At 61.4% G+C, this 12707-nt stretch carries 18 protein-coding genes and 1 pseudogene; 7 read left to right on the plus strand and 12 right to left on the minus strand.

What is annotated here, in order from left to right:
• The 4 genes from CQ13_RS32195 to CQ13_RS32210 form a co-directional block, all read right to left on the minus strand.
• Positions 1–297 carry a hypothetical protein gene (locus CQ13_RS32195; protein ID WP_057846830.1) on the minus strand — a complete coding sequence of 99 codons (297 nt, stop codon included), beginning with the start codon at positions 295–297 and terminating at the stop codon, positions 1–3.
• Positions 298–425: 128 nt separating this feature from the next.
• Positions 426–983, minus strand: coding sequence for an inner membrane-spanning protein YciB (locus tag CQ13_RS32200; protein ID WP_057846831.1), 558 nt, complete (start codon positions 981–983; stop codon positions 426–428).
• 41 nt (positions 984–1024) lie between these two features.
• Positions 1025–1603, minus strand: coding sequence for a hypothetical protein (locus CQ13_RS32205; protein ID WP_057846832.1), 579 nt, complete (start codon positions 1601–1603; stop codon positions 1025–1027).
• Between the two features lie 176 nt (positions 1604–1779).
• A complete protein-coding gene (locus tag CQ13_RS32210; RefSeq protein WP_057846847.1) occupies positions 1780–3186 on the minus strand; it encodes a carotenoid oxygenase family protein in 1407 nt (468 codons plus the stop codon).
• A gap of 112 nt (positions 3187–3298) precedes the next feature.
• Between CQ13_RS32210 and CQ13_RS32215 the strand changes: the two genes are divergently transcribed.
• Positions 3299–4033 (plus strand): TetR/AcrR family transcriptional regulator, encoded by a 735-nt coding sequence (locus CQ13_RS32215; RefSeq protein ID WP_057846833.1) that lies wholly within the window; start codon positions 3299–3301, stop codon positions 4031–4033.
• A gap of 69 nt (positions 4034–4102) precedes the next feature.
• On the opposite strand, the gene CQ13_RS32220 is transcribed toward CQ13_RS32215, so the two are convergent.
• Both CQ13_RS32220 and CQ13_RS32225 read right to left on the minus strand, forming a co-directional pair.
• On the minus strand, positions 4103–4483 hold the full coding sequence (locus CQ13_RS32220; RefSeq protein WP_197427510.1) for a hypothetical protein: 381 nt from the start codon (positions 4481–4483) through the stop codon (positions 4103–4105).
• 60 nt (positions 4484–4543) lie between these two features.
• A complete protein-coding gene (locus CQ13_RS32225; RefSeq protein ID WP_057846848.1) occupies positions 4544–5146 on the minus strand; it encodes a hypothetical protein in 603 nt (200 codons plus the stop codon).
• Positions 5147–5304: 158 nt separating this feature from the next.
• Here CQ13_RS32225 and CQ13_RS32230 point away from each other — a divergent pair, with 158 nt between their 5' ends.
• Entirely contained in the window at positions 5305–6012 is a 708-nt protein-coding gene (locus tag CQ13_RS32230; RefSeq protein ID WP_057846835.1) for an SET domain-containing protein, read from the plus strand.
• Positions 6013–6089: 77 nt separating this feature from the next.
• On the opposite strand, the gene CQ13_RS32235 is transcribed toward CQ13_RS32230, so the two are convergent.
• The 3 genes from CQ13_RS32235 to CQ13_RS32245 are packed head-to-tail and all read right to left on the minus strand — an operon-like array spanning position 6090 to position 7514.
• The gene (locus tag CQ13_RS32235) at positions 6090–6773 is read right to left on the minus strand and encodes a class I SAM-dependent methyltransferase (RefSeq protein WP_347337075.1); all 684 of its coding nucleotides are present in this window, start codon (positions 6771–6773) and stop codon (positions 6090–6092) included.
• Complete coding sequence (locus CQ13_RS32240) at positions 6766–7056, minus strand: DUF6522 family protein (RefSeq protein ID WP_057846836.1); 291 nt, start codon at positions 7054–7056, stop codon at positions 6766–6768. Before CQ13_RS32240 ends, CQ13_RS32235 begins: the two co-directional genes overlap by 8 nt.
• A gap of 29 nt (positions 7057–7085) precedes the next feature.
• A complete protein-coding gene (locus CQ13_RS32245) occupies positions 7086–7514 on the minus strand; it encodes an RrF2 family transcriptional regulator (protein WP_057846837.1) in 429 nt (142 codons plus the stop codon).
• A gap of 84 nt (positions 7515–7598) precedes the next feature.
• On the opposite strand from CQ13_RS32245, the gene CQ13_RS32250 reads away from it, so the two are divergent.
• Together CQ13_RS32250 and CQ13_RS46585 are read left to right on the plus strand one after the other, a co-directional pair.
• Complete coding sequence (locus tag CQ13_RS32250) at positions 7599–8069, plus strand: group III truncated hemoglobin (protein WP_057846838.1); 471 nt, start codon at positions 7599–7601, stop codon at positions 8067–8069.
• A complete protein-coding gene (locus tag CQ13_RS46585; RefSeq protein ID WP_283807553.1) occupies positions 8069–8203 on the plus strand; it encodes a hypothetical protein in 135 nt (44 codons plus the stop codon). Before CQ13_RS32250 ends, CQ13_RS46585 begins: the two co-directional genes overlap by 1 nt.
• 151 nt (positions 8204–8354) lie before the next feature.
• Here CQ13_RS46585 and CQ13_RS32255 read toward each other — a convergent pair whose 3' ends face one another.
• Together CQ13_RS32255 and CQ13_RS32260 are read right to left on the minus strand one after the other, a co-directional pair.
• Positions 8355–8753, minus strand: coding sequence for a hypothetical protein (locus CQ13_RS32255; protein ID WP_057846839.1), 399 nt, complete (start codon positions 8751–8753; stop codon positions 8355–8357).
• 38 nt (positions 8754–8791) lie between these two features.
• Positions 8792–9013, minus strand: a complete 222-nt coding sequence (locus CQ13_RS32260; protein WP_057846840.1) for a hypothetical protein — start codon at positions 9011–9013, stop codon at positions 8792–8794.
• Between the two features lie 279 nt (positions 9014–9292).
• On the opposite strand from CQ13_RS32260, the gene CQ13_RS32265 reads away from it, so the two are divergent.
• Positions 9293–10678, plus strand: a complete 1386-nt coding sequence (locus tag CQ13_RS32265; RefSeq protein WP_057846841.1) for a tyrosine-type recombinase/integrase — start codon at positions 9293–9295, stop codon at positions 10676–10678.
• Here CQ13_RS32265 and CQ13_RS32270 read toward each other — a convergent pair.
• Positions 10675–10905 carry a hypothetical protein gene (locus tag CQ13_RS32270; protein ID WP_057846842.1) on the minus strand — a complete coding sequence of 77 codons (231 nt, stop codon included), beginning with the start codon at positions 10903–10905 and terminating at the stop codon, positions 10675–10677. The genes CQ13_RS32265 and CQ13_RS32270 overlap by 4 nt on opposite strands.
• Here CQ13_RS32270 and CQ13_RS32275 point away from each other — a divergent pair.
• Positions 10885–11145, plus strand: a complete 261-nt coding sequence (locus CQ13_RS32275; protein WP_488225905.1) for a hypothetical protein — start codon at positions 10885–10887, stop codon at positions 11143–11145. The genes CQ13_RS32270 and CQ13_RS32275 overlap by 21 nt on opposite strands.
• A gap of 1 nt (position 11146) precedes the next feature.
• Positions 11147–12554 (plus strand): annotated as a pseudogene (locus tag CQ13_RS41845) (ISNCY family transposase).
• Positions 12555–12707: the final 153 nt, after the last annotated feature.

Raw genomic sequence — 12707 nt, forward strand, 5'->3', positions numbered from 1 at the left:
TCAGGCCCGCGCCCCCGTGAACGGAAAGCTGCCCATCGGGCCGATGCCCATTTCGCCGGACATGGTGTCGCCGGAAACCTTGCCGGTGAAGGCGAGCGTGAGCGGCATCGGGTTGGTGATGGAGATCTTCCAGGCGACGTCGTCGCCGTTGACGGTGCCGTCAAAAATGTCGCCGGAATTGCCGTCCGCTCCTTGCGTGCCCGTCAGCGCGCCGCCCGCACTTTTCAGCGACAGCGTTGCCTTGCGCTCGCCCATCGGCGTGCTCATGGTGATATTCCAGTTTCCGTCCACGGCCATCTTTGTCTCCCCGACATTTCCACAGCAAGCCGGAATGGCCTGCGAGATCCTCTAAACTTGTGCGCGGTATAGCCTATCTCGCCACACAAGCCCAATCGTCTCAAGCACCTTTTTGACGCGTTTTTTTTTCAGGCTTGCTGGGCGGCGGCGCGAAGCCGGCTGCCGACCAAAATACGAAACGCGACGTATTGAATTGCAAAGGCGGCAATCTTGGCGCCGACCAGCACGACGGTCACGTAGAACGTCCACAGCTTCATGTCGCCGGTCATCGCGACACCGATGGTGCCGGCGGCGAGTGCGAAGCACAGTGCGGCCCAGGCGTAGCCCGCGAAGGTGACGTATTCGGGGATGGTCTGGGTCACCATCGAAGGCATGTAGCGCAACATCCAGCCGCGCTTGAGCATGATGACGCCGATCGCGAAATGCCCAATTGCGGGTTTCGCGAGCACGAAGCGCGGATCGTGGGTCAGAAGCGTCGCGCTGCCGAGCACGATGACGAGCCCAAGGCTGGCCCATGTCATGTAACCGAGTTCCTTGCCCCTGACGCGGGAGTAGATCACCTGCGCAATTGCGCCGGCGATCGCGACGGCAGTCGCCAGCAGCACGTTGTCAGTCGTCAGGTAGATCGCGATGAATAGGATGGTGGAGAAAAAATCGGCGCCCAGTCTGGCGAATACGTCCTTCATCGGTTTGCTCTCTGCTGATGGGTTTCGGTTGGAAGTCTGCTTCAGTTGGTGCCGGGAAGGGCGTTTGCAGGCGGCTTACCATGCTTCGCCTTGCGATATTGCGGATACCATGCCGTGAAGTAAGCGGCGCTGTTGCGGGCGGCGAACGCGATCGCAAGTCCCGACCAGAGCGGCAGACCCGGGACATAGATCGGCAGCACGTTGCCGATAATCATCAGGACAAACGCGGCGTTCCAGGCCCAGGTGATAAGGTAGACGGTTTTCAGAAAACCGGGCTGCTTGGCCGTTTCGGCATCGACCTCCTCAAGTGCATATTGCAGGACGAACGGCTTGCGGATGATTAGCGAAACCAGCGAGATCGCGAGCACGCCGACGTCTACCGTCAGCTTGACGGCCGAATGGCTGAGGTTCGGATCGACCAAGGAGATGTATGCGCCGAGCGCGGCAAATACGACGACCGAGCCCGCGCCGAGTATTTTGACCGAGCGGCCGCGATAAACGTCGACGCCGATGACGGCAAGGCAGATTGCGGCCGCAACGAAGAGACTGATCTCGGCCGAGGTCAACAGCATCAGCAGGGCGAACGAGCCGAACGGGGCGAGGATCAGGAAGATGGTCATGACGGCCTCTTGGGGAAGCTAATCTTTACATCGTAAAGATACCGTAGTGTTGGACGTCGGAGCCGTCAAGGAAAATCTTTACAGTGTCAAAATCATTTGCGGTCGAAAGCTAAAATGCGGTATCTATGGATTCTCCGATGTGCACTTGCACATCGGAGAATGACGACCGGTGACGCTTACTCCGCCCCAACCCAGTTGCCGTGAAAGCCGTCGGGCACGCGGTGGCCGAGATGCACCAGCGCGACGGGACCTCCTTCGACATCCAGCGCGTTGAATACCGCAAGATCGCTGCGGTTCTCCCGCGCGCGCCAGACGGCGGCAAGCAGCCAGCCATCGCCTTCGGCGGCGTCAGGCCCGCGCTCGACGAACACCGGCTCGGAAATGGTATCGCCGGCGGGCAGCAGGTAATTGCCGAGACGTTTGCCCTCGCCGTTGACATGGACGATGCCGCACAGTGCGCCGAACATCGGCAAGTCAGGATTGGCGCAGGCGTACCAGCCTTGGCTGTTCGCCTGTCCCGCACGGCGATCATCGATGCGCGGGAATTCGCCGGTGAGTTCGTCGAGATAGGTTTGCGTGAAGCGGTCGGTATTGCCTGCGAGGTCGAAGGTCCAGCGGCAGTACCGGGCGCGCGATTTTTGCGGGTCCGTCTTCGAGCCGTCGGGATGGGGAAACAGCGGCGCTTCCTCGAACTGCATCACATCGGCAATGATGCGGTTGTCCTCCTCCCACGCGTTCATGACGTGGAAGACGTAGCAGCTCTCGGCGCGGAACCAGACGATATCCGCAGGTGAGCCGTTGCGCTTCATGACGCCGACATAAGCGCCCTTGTCCGGCTCCCAGGCATAAGGCGGCTTGCCGCGCATCGCGCGATCCATGCTGCCGGTGATCGGCAGGATCGGAAACAGCAGGTGACTTTCGGTGACGATGAAGTCGTGCACCATACTGGCATAGGGCGCCTCGAAGCGATCGAACCGCGTCACGACGCCGGAAGCATTGACCGATCCGAAGGAGAGGGCAGGGGTAAGGGGGCCGGCGGCGTTGTAGCCGAAGAACACCATCTCGCCGGTCACCGGATCGATCTTCGGATGCGCGGTGAAGGGACCCTTGATAGCGCCCTGGTAGTCGCAATAGCCGAGGCGGTTGAGCGTTCCGGGCTCGATCTCGGTCGGCAGATGGCCTTCCTCGAGCGCCAGCAGTTTTCCAGCATGGAAGATGATGTTGGTGTTGGCGACGCCGCCATCGTCGGTGGTCCCGGCTGGTGCGCCAGGTAGCTTGCGACCGAAGCCGCCGAACAGCGCACGGCCGGCGTCGTGCTCGGCCAGCCATTTCGGGGTGCGGACCCAGCGATTGCGATAGCTGGCGCGGCCGTTCTCCAGATGGAAGGCGTGGAGCATGCCGTCGCCGACGAACCAGTGGGCGCCGGGCGCGTCGAATTGCGGGTTGGGGCCGTTGCGATAAAGCGTGCCGTTAAGCTCGCGCGGTAATTCGCCGGTCACCTTGAGGTGTGCCGCGTCGCATTCCATCGGGATCGGCGCCAGATTGTCCCGCGTCGCATTGGTCGTCGCCAATTGGTCGAGCATCATACGTTCCCTCCGGTTATATCTTTACATCGTAAAGATATCAGTAGGCGTGTTGCCATGGGTCGTCAAGCAAAATCTTTACAGTGTAAAAATTGTAGTTATAAAGATTCGCATGGCAAGATTATCGAGAGCAACCAAAACGAACCGCCCGGCCGCGAAGCGCAGGCCCGCGAAGACTGTAGCCGAAAGGCCGGCCAGCCGGCGTCGTCGTCCGGCCGGCGAGACGCCTTATCATCACGGCGATCTGCACGACGCCTTGCTCGCCGCGGCGGAGCGGGTGCTGGAACGCGACGGGCTGTCGGGCCTGACGCTGCGGGCGGTTGCGCGCGAGGCCGGCGTGTCGCATGCGGCACCGACTCATCATTTCGGCGATCTCACCGGGCTCCTGAGCGAACTTGCGGCCATCGGATTTCGACGCTTCAACGAGGCGATGATCGCGGCGGGCAACACCGAAACGCTCCCGCTCATGAAGGCGTTGGCGCGCGCCAAGGCCTATGTCGCCTATGCGCAGGCGCGCCCCGGCATGTACGGGCTGATGTTCCGTACCGAGCGGCTCGACATGACACGGCCCTCGCTGCACGAGGCGGCGACCGCCTCCTTCGAGGGACTGGCCACCGCGGTGAGCTTCAGCCGCAACGAAAAGCTCACCGGCGAAGCGCTGGAGACTTTGTCGCTCGACCATGCCGCCGCGATTGCCCGCGCGTGGTCGCTGGTACACGGCTTCACCACGCTGCTGCTTGATGGAAGGCTCAAGGACATCCTGCATCGGCTGCCCGAGGGGACCGGCGTCGACCAGCTGCTGGATGCAATGCTGCGTTCGACAGTGCCACGACCGCCGGGCGTGTAAGACGGCGGCCGCTCTGCGGGCATTCGCAGGCGGGATGAAGCTGCGCAACGGTTGCGGCTGGCGTCCCGCTCAGCAACCCCTGCAAATCTTGGTTTGCCGTGCGAGCCTTGCGTCGGCTTCCGCGTCTTCGTTGGGCTGCCGCGTCCACTCGTCGTAGCGCGCCTTGACGTCCGATTTGGGCGGGGCTTCGTTCAGGGGGCCGAGAATGATCTCGCGATGGCGGGCGGTTCTCCGCTTCGGCTGGGCTGCCCCGGCTTGTTGGCCATCTGCGGTCGGCGGTTCACCCAACCCGTCCCAGGCAATCGGCGCGCCCGCGGTCTGCGTCGAGCAGCCAGTTCCGGAGGCGCAGCAGCCGGAGAGGGCGATGCCGGCGATGAGGAGTGCCAAGAGTTTTATATGCATCGCTGCCCCGGGTAATGCCGTGAAATAATAAGGTTTGACAAGGTTCAAGCACTCAAGCCCGAAGCTTTGACGTTAATGCGGCAAGAAAGCGCCGGACTGCGTCTACCATTACCGCTTTGCCAATTCCACCGCGCGGCCGCGCTCGCCAATCACCTTCACTTCCTCCTTGCCGCACTTGAAATCACGCGCAAATTCGTCCGCAGCCTGGCGCGCGAGCTCGTTGGCATTGCGGTTGGCCTGGCCGTCGATATAGGCGACGTGGCAGACCGGCCCGGGCGGCAGCCGTGTCACCGCGAGCATCGGTTTCGTGATCGGATTGCCGGTCTTGTCCAGGTCGTTGTTATCGGCGATCAGCCAGCGCTGAATGATCGCGAACGGCCTGCCGTCGACCGCCCGCCATTCGACGGTGTGGCCGGTCGAACTGAAGGGGCCGAACCAGGCCTCCGCGGCCGGCTCCTTGGCGGCGACCTCGCGGTTTCGCCCCACAGAGACGGTTTCGCGCAGATCGCCCTCGCTGATCAGTACGACCAGCCCAGGTTTGCCGGGGCAGACCTGCGTCGTACTGCCGTCCGCCTCGGGCTTGCCGACCGTGTGGCAGTCCTTTGGCGCGGTCGACGTGTAGCTGCTGCTGAATGTTTGGGCGTGGGCCGGCGAAATCAGGCCGGACAGCACAACCAGGGCCGATGCGATCGATTGCGAGGAACGTTTCATCCTGCCGCTCATTTCCTCTGGAACTTCGAACATCAGACGTGCGCAATCTGGGGAAGGTTCACGGAAACGCCGCGAAACACCTGACATTCGGTTTGAATCGTCCTAGAAGGGCGGCTTCGCAATTCCTCGTTTTCCGAGCGTGCAGTCATTCAGTCACCATGCCATCCATTCCTTCGAATAAACCCTATCGCGTCGGCCGCTCTCGCACCGGACTTGGCCTTTTCGCCACCAAGCCGATCAAGAAGGGCACTAAGATTATCCGCTATTTCGGGCCGCTTCTTGATTCGAAGAAGAAAGAGGAAGACGCGATCGAGAACAAATATTTGTTTGAACTGAACAACCGCTGGACCATCGACGGCTCGGTGCGCAAGAACATCGCCCGCTATATCAACCATTCCTGTCGGCCGAACGCCGAATCCGATGTCAAACCCCGTAAACGCAAGGTGTTCATCCGCGCCATCAAGAACATCGAGCCGGGCGAGGAGATCAACTACGATTACGGCACCGATTATTTCAAAGCCTATCTGAAGCCGATCGGCTGCAAATGCGCAGCCTGCGAGAAAAAACGCAAGAAGAAGCGTGCCGAAGTGCGGGCGGAGAAGGCGCGGCTGAAGGCGAAGGCCGAGCGGAAGGCGCTGAAGAAGGCGGAAAAGTTGGCCAAGGCCGACGCGAATCTGAAGGATAAATTGAAGGCAGAGGCCGAGCACACGCCGAAGAAGACGCCCAAGCTGAACGGCCATTCGCGCAATGGCATGTCAATGAATGGGACATCACTGAACGGCAGCAGCCGTCTCAGAGCGTCCGGCAAGAAATCGGCTGCCAGGAAACGGCCGGTTTCCGCGCCGGCGCCGGTCCTCCAGGCATAGATTGCTTCGCCCTGATTGAATCGGAGCAAGGCTCTCGCCCTTTGTTTGATGCGCTTCTTGAGGAGAGCCGGGCTCAGTTAGCGCGAAAATGAGCCCGAAGCGTCTGCCTTCACGAACGCCAAGTTTGTCCAGGTGATGCCGGCGGCGCGATTACTCTCCTGGTGCGATTCAGAGGCGACATTCAAGACACAGCGCAAGCTGTGCGCCTGCGCGAGCGCGATAGTCTCCTCGGCGGGGATTTCAAACATCCGCCGCGCGGGCGGCACGGGCCCATGCCGGATCGTCATAGTGATAGTACCGCCTGACCCAATCAGCGAGGCCAGATTCGGCATCGCATATTGACGCTGGGTTTGGTCGAGATGCATCCACACCGCAGTCAGCATCACGAGATCAAATGTCTCGCCGCGTGCCCGAAGGCGGACCAGATCGGGCAGGCTGTCGTCGAGCCATTCGATCAGGGGAGAGGGATGCAGCGCCATGGCGAGGATGCGGAGGGCGTCGGTAGGCTCGACGGCGATAACACGATGCCCGAAGCTTGCGAGCCAGGCCGCGTCCCGTCCAGTTCCTGAACCGATATCGAGCACGCGGGCCGGGGCTTTGGGTATCAGATGCAGGACATGGCGGTGATTCTCAGTCGCCTGAATGCTTTCGTAGCGCAGGAACAACTGTTCCGCTTCGCTGGCATATCCTTCCGTGCCGCTGACTTGTGCTGATGTCATCTGTTTCTGCGCAGCTTTCTGAGCGTGCGGCGGTTTATCCACCGGGCTTGCGCACCGATTTCGGCAACGACGAATCGCCGAAATCGACCGCCGATCGTTGAACGATAGTGCCTGTTTCGTCGACCACGACGCGAAACCGCCGATGCGCGGACAGGAAGGTCAGCCGATGCCGGCCAAAGTCGGCATCGACGCCGCGCTCGGCAAAGCTCGTTATCCTGCCCGCGCGCATCTCCTTCTGAAGAAGCGGCAGTGCAATGCCGAGGCCTTCGGCGACGATCGCGGCATCGATCTGCACGATTCCATTCTCGAATTCGATCGGCTTCATGTTGAAGTCCTGATGCTTCGGCGCGGGCCTTACGCGGTCGCCGGACTGCGTCTGGGCTGCGCGGGGTAGGCGCATTCCGCCAGCGTCGTGGCATCGAGCTCGCGCATGAAGGCTTCGCGGGCAGCGGCCAGCTTCGCTTTCAGCCGGCAGCGCGGTTTCAGCACGCAACTGCCGCCATCCTCACGAAAACATTCGACCAGCGGCGGCCCTTCCAGTGCGCGCACCACCTCGCCGATGGTGATCGACTGGGCCGGGCGGGCCAGCATGAAGCCGCCGCCGACGCCGCGTTGGGTCGAAATGAAGCCGCTTTCGGCGAGGTCGCGCACCACCTTGGCCAGATGGTTGCGGGAAATGCCGAACTCGGCCGCAATTTCATTGGTGGCGAAGGAACGGCCGGGTTCGCCCGCCAGCCGCATCAGGGCACGCAACGCAAAATCCGTGAACGACGTCAGGCGCATGGGGCCCCTCTCAAAAGATCTGCTTGCAAATCATCTATAGCCGTCTAAATGGGTATTTGAAATACCTATTTAAGGGCAGGCGAAATGGAAGCGATCGTGGCAGGGCCGGAGCGGCGCGAACGGCTCACGGCCGAGATCATGCAACGAACCGGAATTGACGAGACGATGATCGAGCGCCTGGTGCGCGGCTTCTACGCCAAGGTCCGCGAGGACGCGGTGCTGGGGCCGATCTTCGACGCGCGCATCAAGGATTGGGAGCCGCATCTGAAGCAGATGTACGCATTCTGGTCGTCCGTCGCGCTGATGACCGGGCGCTACCACGGCACGCCGATGGCCAAGCATCTGCCATTGCCGGTCGATGCCGCGCATTTCGACCGCTGGCTCGGCCTGTTCGAGGCCACCGCGCGCGAGATCTGCCCGCCGGAAGCGGAAGCGCATTTCGTGGAACGGGCGCGGCGGATTGCGGCGAGTCTCGAGCTTGGCATCGCCGGCGCCAACGGCTTGATGCTCGCAAACGGTGAAAGATTTCGACGCAATCAGGCAGGAGCAGTGTGATGGCGTATCGTGCACATATCGTGACGAACAAGGAGCAGGCCGACCCGTATTCGGGCAGCAGCCTGGTGCCGATGCTGGTCATCGGGCTGGTGCTGACTTTTGCCGGAATGATCGCGGCGGTGGTATTGAGCTGAGGCTTATCCTCGTCATTGCCTGCGACAAACGCGAAGCGTTGCGCAAGGGAGCGAAAGCGACGAAGCAATCCACGCCTCAGCAAGCGGAGGATTGCTTCGCGGAGCATGTCATCGGGCGCGCATTCGCGCACCCGTTGGCTCGCAATGTGGCTTACGCCGCCACCGTCTCACCACTCTTCCGCAGCCCGATATACTGCAGCTCGGCAAACACGCCGGTTGCAATCGCCTGCGCCACGATGAAGACCTGACCGAGCAGGTTTGGCGACACTGTGCCCGAGAAAAGCAGCGCGATGCTGCCCAGCGTCCATGCGGCGTTGCCGATGATCACGAACAACACCAGCGCCTTCGTCACCGTTGACCTCGTGGCCAGCCAGCCGACCAGCGCGGCATAGGCGATCAGGAACAGGCCGGTTTCGCGCAACAAGACTTCCGGCAAATTGAGGAGCGGCGCGAGCGTGCCGGCGCCGAGCGTTAGCGCCACAGCGGCGACGCCGCTGAAGATGGCGTCGGCGAGCAGGGCGCGGCTCAGGAAGGTGGACGGATGGATCATGACGTTCTCCTTTGCTTGGGAATGACTGGTGGCAGGGATCAGCGTTGCAGCAGCGACCGGAGCTGACGCATCAGCCGCACCGGGCAGAGCGCCTTGCCGACCCTGTTCTCGATCGCCCGCACCTGCACGAACACGAAGACACCGGTGTCATGCACCAGGGGCTCGGGCATGTTCAGGGAGCGCGCCACGAGCCAGGTGACCAGATTGCGTACCCAGGGGATCATGGCGGCGACGAAGCGGAACAGCGAAAGCATCAGCATGGGTCATCTCCTGTGCCGCCAAAGTGACCCGACCTGCGACCCGTTTCGATTACCTCGGACGTAAGAAAGTAGAGTATTCGGAGATGTCCTAAGATGTTCGCTGGCATTCGCACATGCTCAGAAACCCTTGAAGAACAGGGGTTTTCGCGTACATTGCCGTTCGGCACTGTTTGTTCTTATTCGCGTCCAGCCGCCGATTTTGTTGGTATTCTTGTTGGTATCGGAAGAACAAACGTCGCCGCACAATTCCGATCTTCCGAGGCGCGAGAATCGAAACAGATGGCACGCAGTCAGGTTGGCGAGCACGCGAACCCCGAGCAGATCAGGTCCGACGTCGACTGTCGCGCCGCCAAACCGAAATTCGAGAACGGCGCTTGGACGGCTACCAAGATTTCTGACGTGACAGGCGGCGGGCTCTACCTCTTCATCAAGCCGGACCTGAACAGGCCGGGCAAAGCCGTCTCCAAGCTCTGGCAGATGGCCTATCGCTTTCACGGCCGACAGAAGACCTACTCGATCGGGCCTTACGGCGATGGCAACGACGGCACCTTCTCACTCGCCACTGCACGTCAGAAGCGCGACGCCGCAAAGGCGCTGCTCGCCCAAGACCCACCAGTCGATCCCTCCGTCGAAAAGCAGTTCGAAAGACATCGTCAGGCGGCCGAACGCCCTTTCGGCGTGTGGATCGATGAATGGCTCGCAGAGAAGAAGACCGAGAAGATCAAGCGCGGCAGACGTGTCACAGTGCGCAGTCCTGAAACCATCGCGCTGCTCGAACGATGGGCTGGTTATCTGAAGGATCGTTTCGGAAAGCTCTATCGGAAAGACATCAAGCGCCCCGACGTTCTCGCCTTCTTTCGGGCGATGCAGGCTGAAGGCAGACTAGAGACCCGTGACCGAGTTCACAGTATCGGTTCGCAAGTTTGCGACTACGCTGACCTCGAAGGGGATGGCTACAATCCGTTCCGCGCCTGCAAGATGCAGCTTGTTGTCAACGTCTCGACGCCTCGGCCCGGCGTCACTGATCCGCAGGATGTGGTTCGCCTGTTCAGGCTGATCATGCCGACATGGGCGAAGGCCAGATTTGGCGACGTGGTCGGTGATGCCCTTCGGCTCGATGCACTGACCATTCCGCGCCCCGGCATGATCAACAACATGGAATGGTCAGAAGTCGACTGGGATACCGAACGGTGGACTATTCCTGCTGCTAAGATGAAGACCGGCTGGGACCATGTCGTGCCACTGTCGCGACAAGCCCTCGCTATCCTGCGACGCGTGCGGAAAATCACCGGTAATCGGCGCTACGTGTTCGCTTGTGCCGAAGATACACCCTTGTCCGGTAGAACGCTCTGTTGTCGGCTGCGTGCGCTCGGCATCGACACCAAGACCGAACATTGCGCCCATGGCTTCCGCACTACGTTCTCGACCCTTTGTCACCATGAGGAGATTAAGGAAGCCAAGGCGTGGGATGGGGACGTCATCGAGTTGCAACTTGCGCATCTCGAAAGTGACTCGGTAAAGGCGATCTACAAACGGCACGGACCGCTGGCCCTGATCGGCTCGCGCACCAAGCTGATGCAGCATTGGGCTGATCGGATCGATAACTTTGCCGTTCCAAAAAAGATTCTGCCGATCAAGGCAATCGTTGAAAGCTGCGCAAACTAGCTACTTTCCGGCGCAAAAATCGGCGGCCTTGTCCGGCTGCCAGAATCGCTCGCTGTGGCGAAAACTGCAAGGTCGGACGGCTTGGCGTTGACTTGAAGCGGCAGCATTGATTCATTCTTATGAATGATTCGTAATCGAGCCCACAAACGCGTGAGAAGCTTGTCGGGAAGCTGCCGGTCACCGGCGAACTGCTGCGCGGCTCGCTGCTGGAGCGCACGGTTCGTCATAAGAGCGGCTGCCCGAAATGCGCGCGCGGCGAAGGGCACCAGGTGCATGTCCTGACGGTAAGCTATGCGGGCGGACGCGTGCGTCAGTTCAGCGTGCGGCGCGAGCGCGTTGCCGAGGTGCGCCGTTGGCTGGACAACTACCAGAAGCTGAAAGACGCGATCGAGGCGATCTGCGAGCTCAATCACCACCTGTTGCGCCCTGATGCGGCGCTGCCGCGGGGGAGGAAGAAACGTGATTGAGATGCGCAGAGCGCAACTGAGCTTCGGCGACGGCTTGATCGCCGGGGAAGTGAGCGATCTTCGCGAAGGCTGGATGACCCATGCTGACCGGGTTCTGGCGGATGAACAGATCGTCGGTGCGGTGTACGAGGCGCTGGCGAGACGACATCCCAAGAGTCGTGGTCGTGGTCGGCTGGGGGCGCCGGCCGAGATGGTGTTGCGATTGTGGATCCTCAAGCACGTTCGCAACTGGAGCTATCACGTGCTGGAACGCGAAGTGCGCGCCAATCTGGTGTATCGCGACTTCACCCGGGTGGGCGGCGGCAAGACGCCGGACGCCAAGACGATGGGACGCTGGGGCCTGGCTGTGGATCCGGAAACAATCAGGCAGATCCACGACCGGATCGTGCAAATCGCGCAGCAACGAGGGGGACGCAGGGACGCAGAATGCGCGTGGATACGACGGTGGTGGAGACCAACATCCATTACCCGACCGACAGCACGTTGCTGGGCGACGGGGTAAGGGTGTTGATCCGCACCATGAAGAAGGTCACCAAGATCGTCGGCACGGCCGGAACCAAACTGCGCGACCGAACGCGAAGCGTAAAACTGCGCCTGCTCGATATCGCGCGAACCGCACGTGCCAAAGGACCGCTCAATCGCGAGAAGCTCAAGCAAGGCTACCGGCGGCTGTTGAACTCGACGAGCCGGGTGGTGGGGCAAGCGAAGCGCTTCTCCCATGAGATCGCCGCAGGCGTGAAGCGGGCCAAGGGCATCTTGAAGCGGCTGGCGCTGCAAGGCTTGCGGCAGGAGCTGGAAACGATGATGTCGCTCGTGCGACAGGTGATGCGGCAGACTCGGGAACGCATCTTCCGCGGCAACACACGGGTAGAGGACAAGCTCCTCAGCGTGTTCGAGCCCTCGACGGAGATCATTCGCAAGGGCAAGGCCGGCAAGCCCAACGAGTTCGGCAAGATGGTCAAGCTGCAGGAAGCCGAAAACCAGATCGTGATCGACTACGAAGTCTACGACCGGCGGCCGAGTGATTCGGACCTGTTGATCCCGGCCATCGAAATCCACCAAGCCAAGTTCGGTCGCACGCCACGTCTGGTCGCAGCAGACGCCGGGTTCTATTCCGCCAGGAATGAAGCCGCGGCGAAGGCGAGCGGCGTCAACGCGTCTGCATCCCCAATCGCTCCATCCATAGCGTCGCGCGCAAGCGCGAGCAGAAGAAGCGTTGGTTCCGCAACGGCCAGAAATGGCGGACCGGATGCGAGGGGCGCATCAGCGTGGCCAAACGGCGGCACCGGCTCGATCGCTGCCGCTACAAAGGCAGCACTGGAATGAAGCGCTGGGTCGGGCTTGGCGTTGTCGCCGATAACCTCATGAGCATCGGTCGCGTGATGGAAGAGCAGTCACTCCAAAGGTAGTCCACTTCCAGCGCCAATCTTGCCCTCTCATCGCCCCGCGACCCCCGCGGGGCTTCTCGTTGTCTGCGTGGTTGACCCCGCCCCTTCAGAGCCGCGATTTTTGCGCCGGAAAGTAGATCCTATGCAAGCGCGACGGACAGGAGGTTTGTGTTA

Source organism: Bradyrhizobium retamae (assembly GCF_001440415.1).
Lineage (GTDB): Bacteria > Pseudomonadota > Alphaproteobacteria > Rhizobiales > Xanthobacteraceae > Bradyrhizobium > Bradyrhizobium retamae.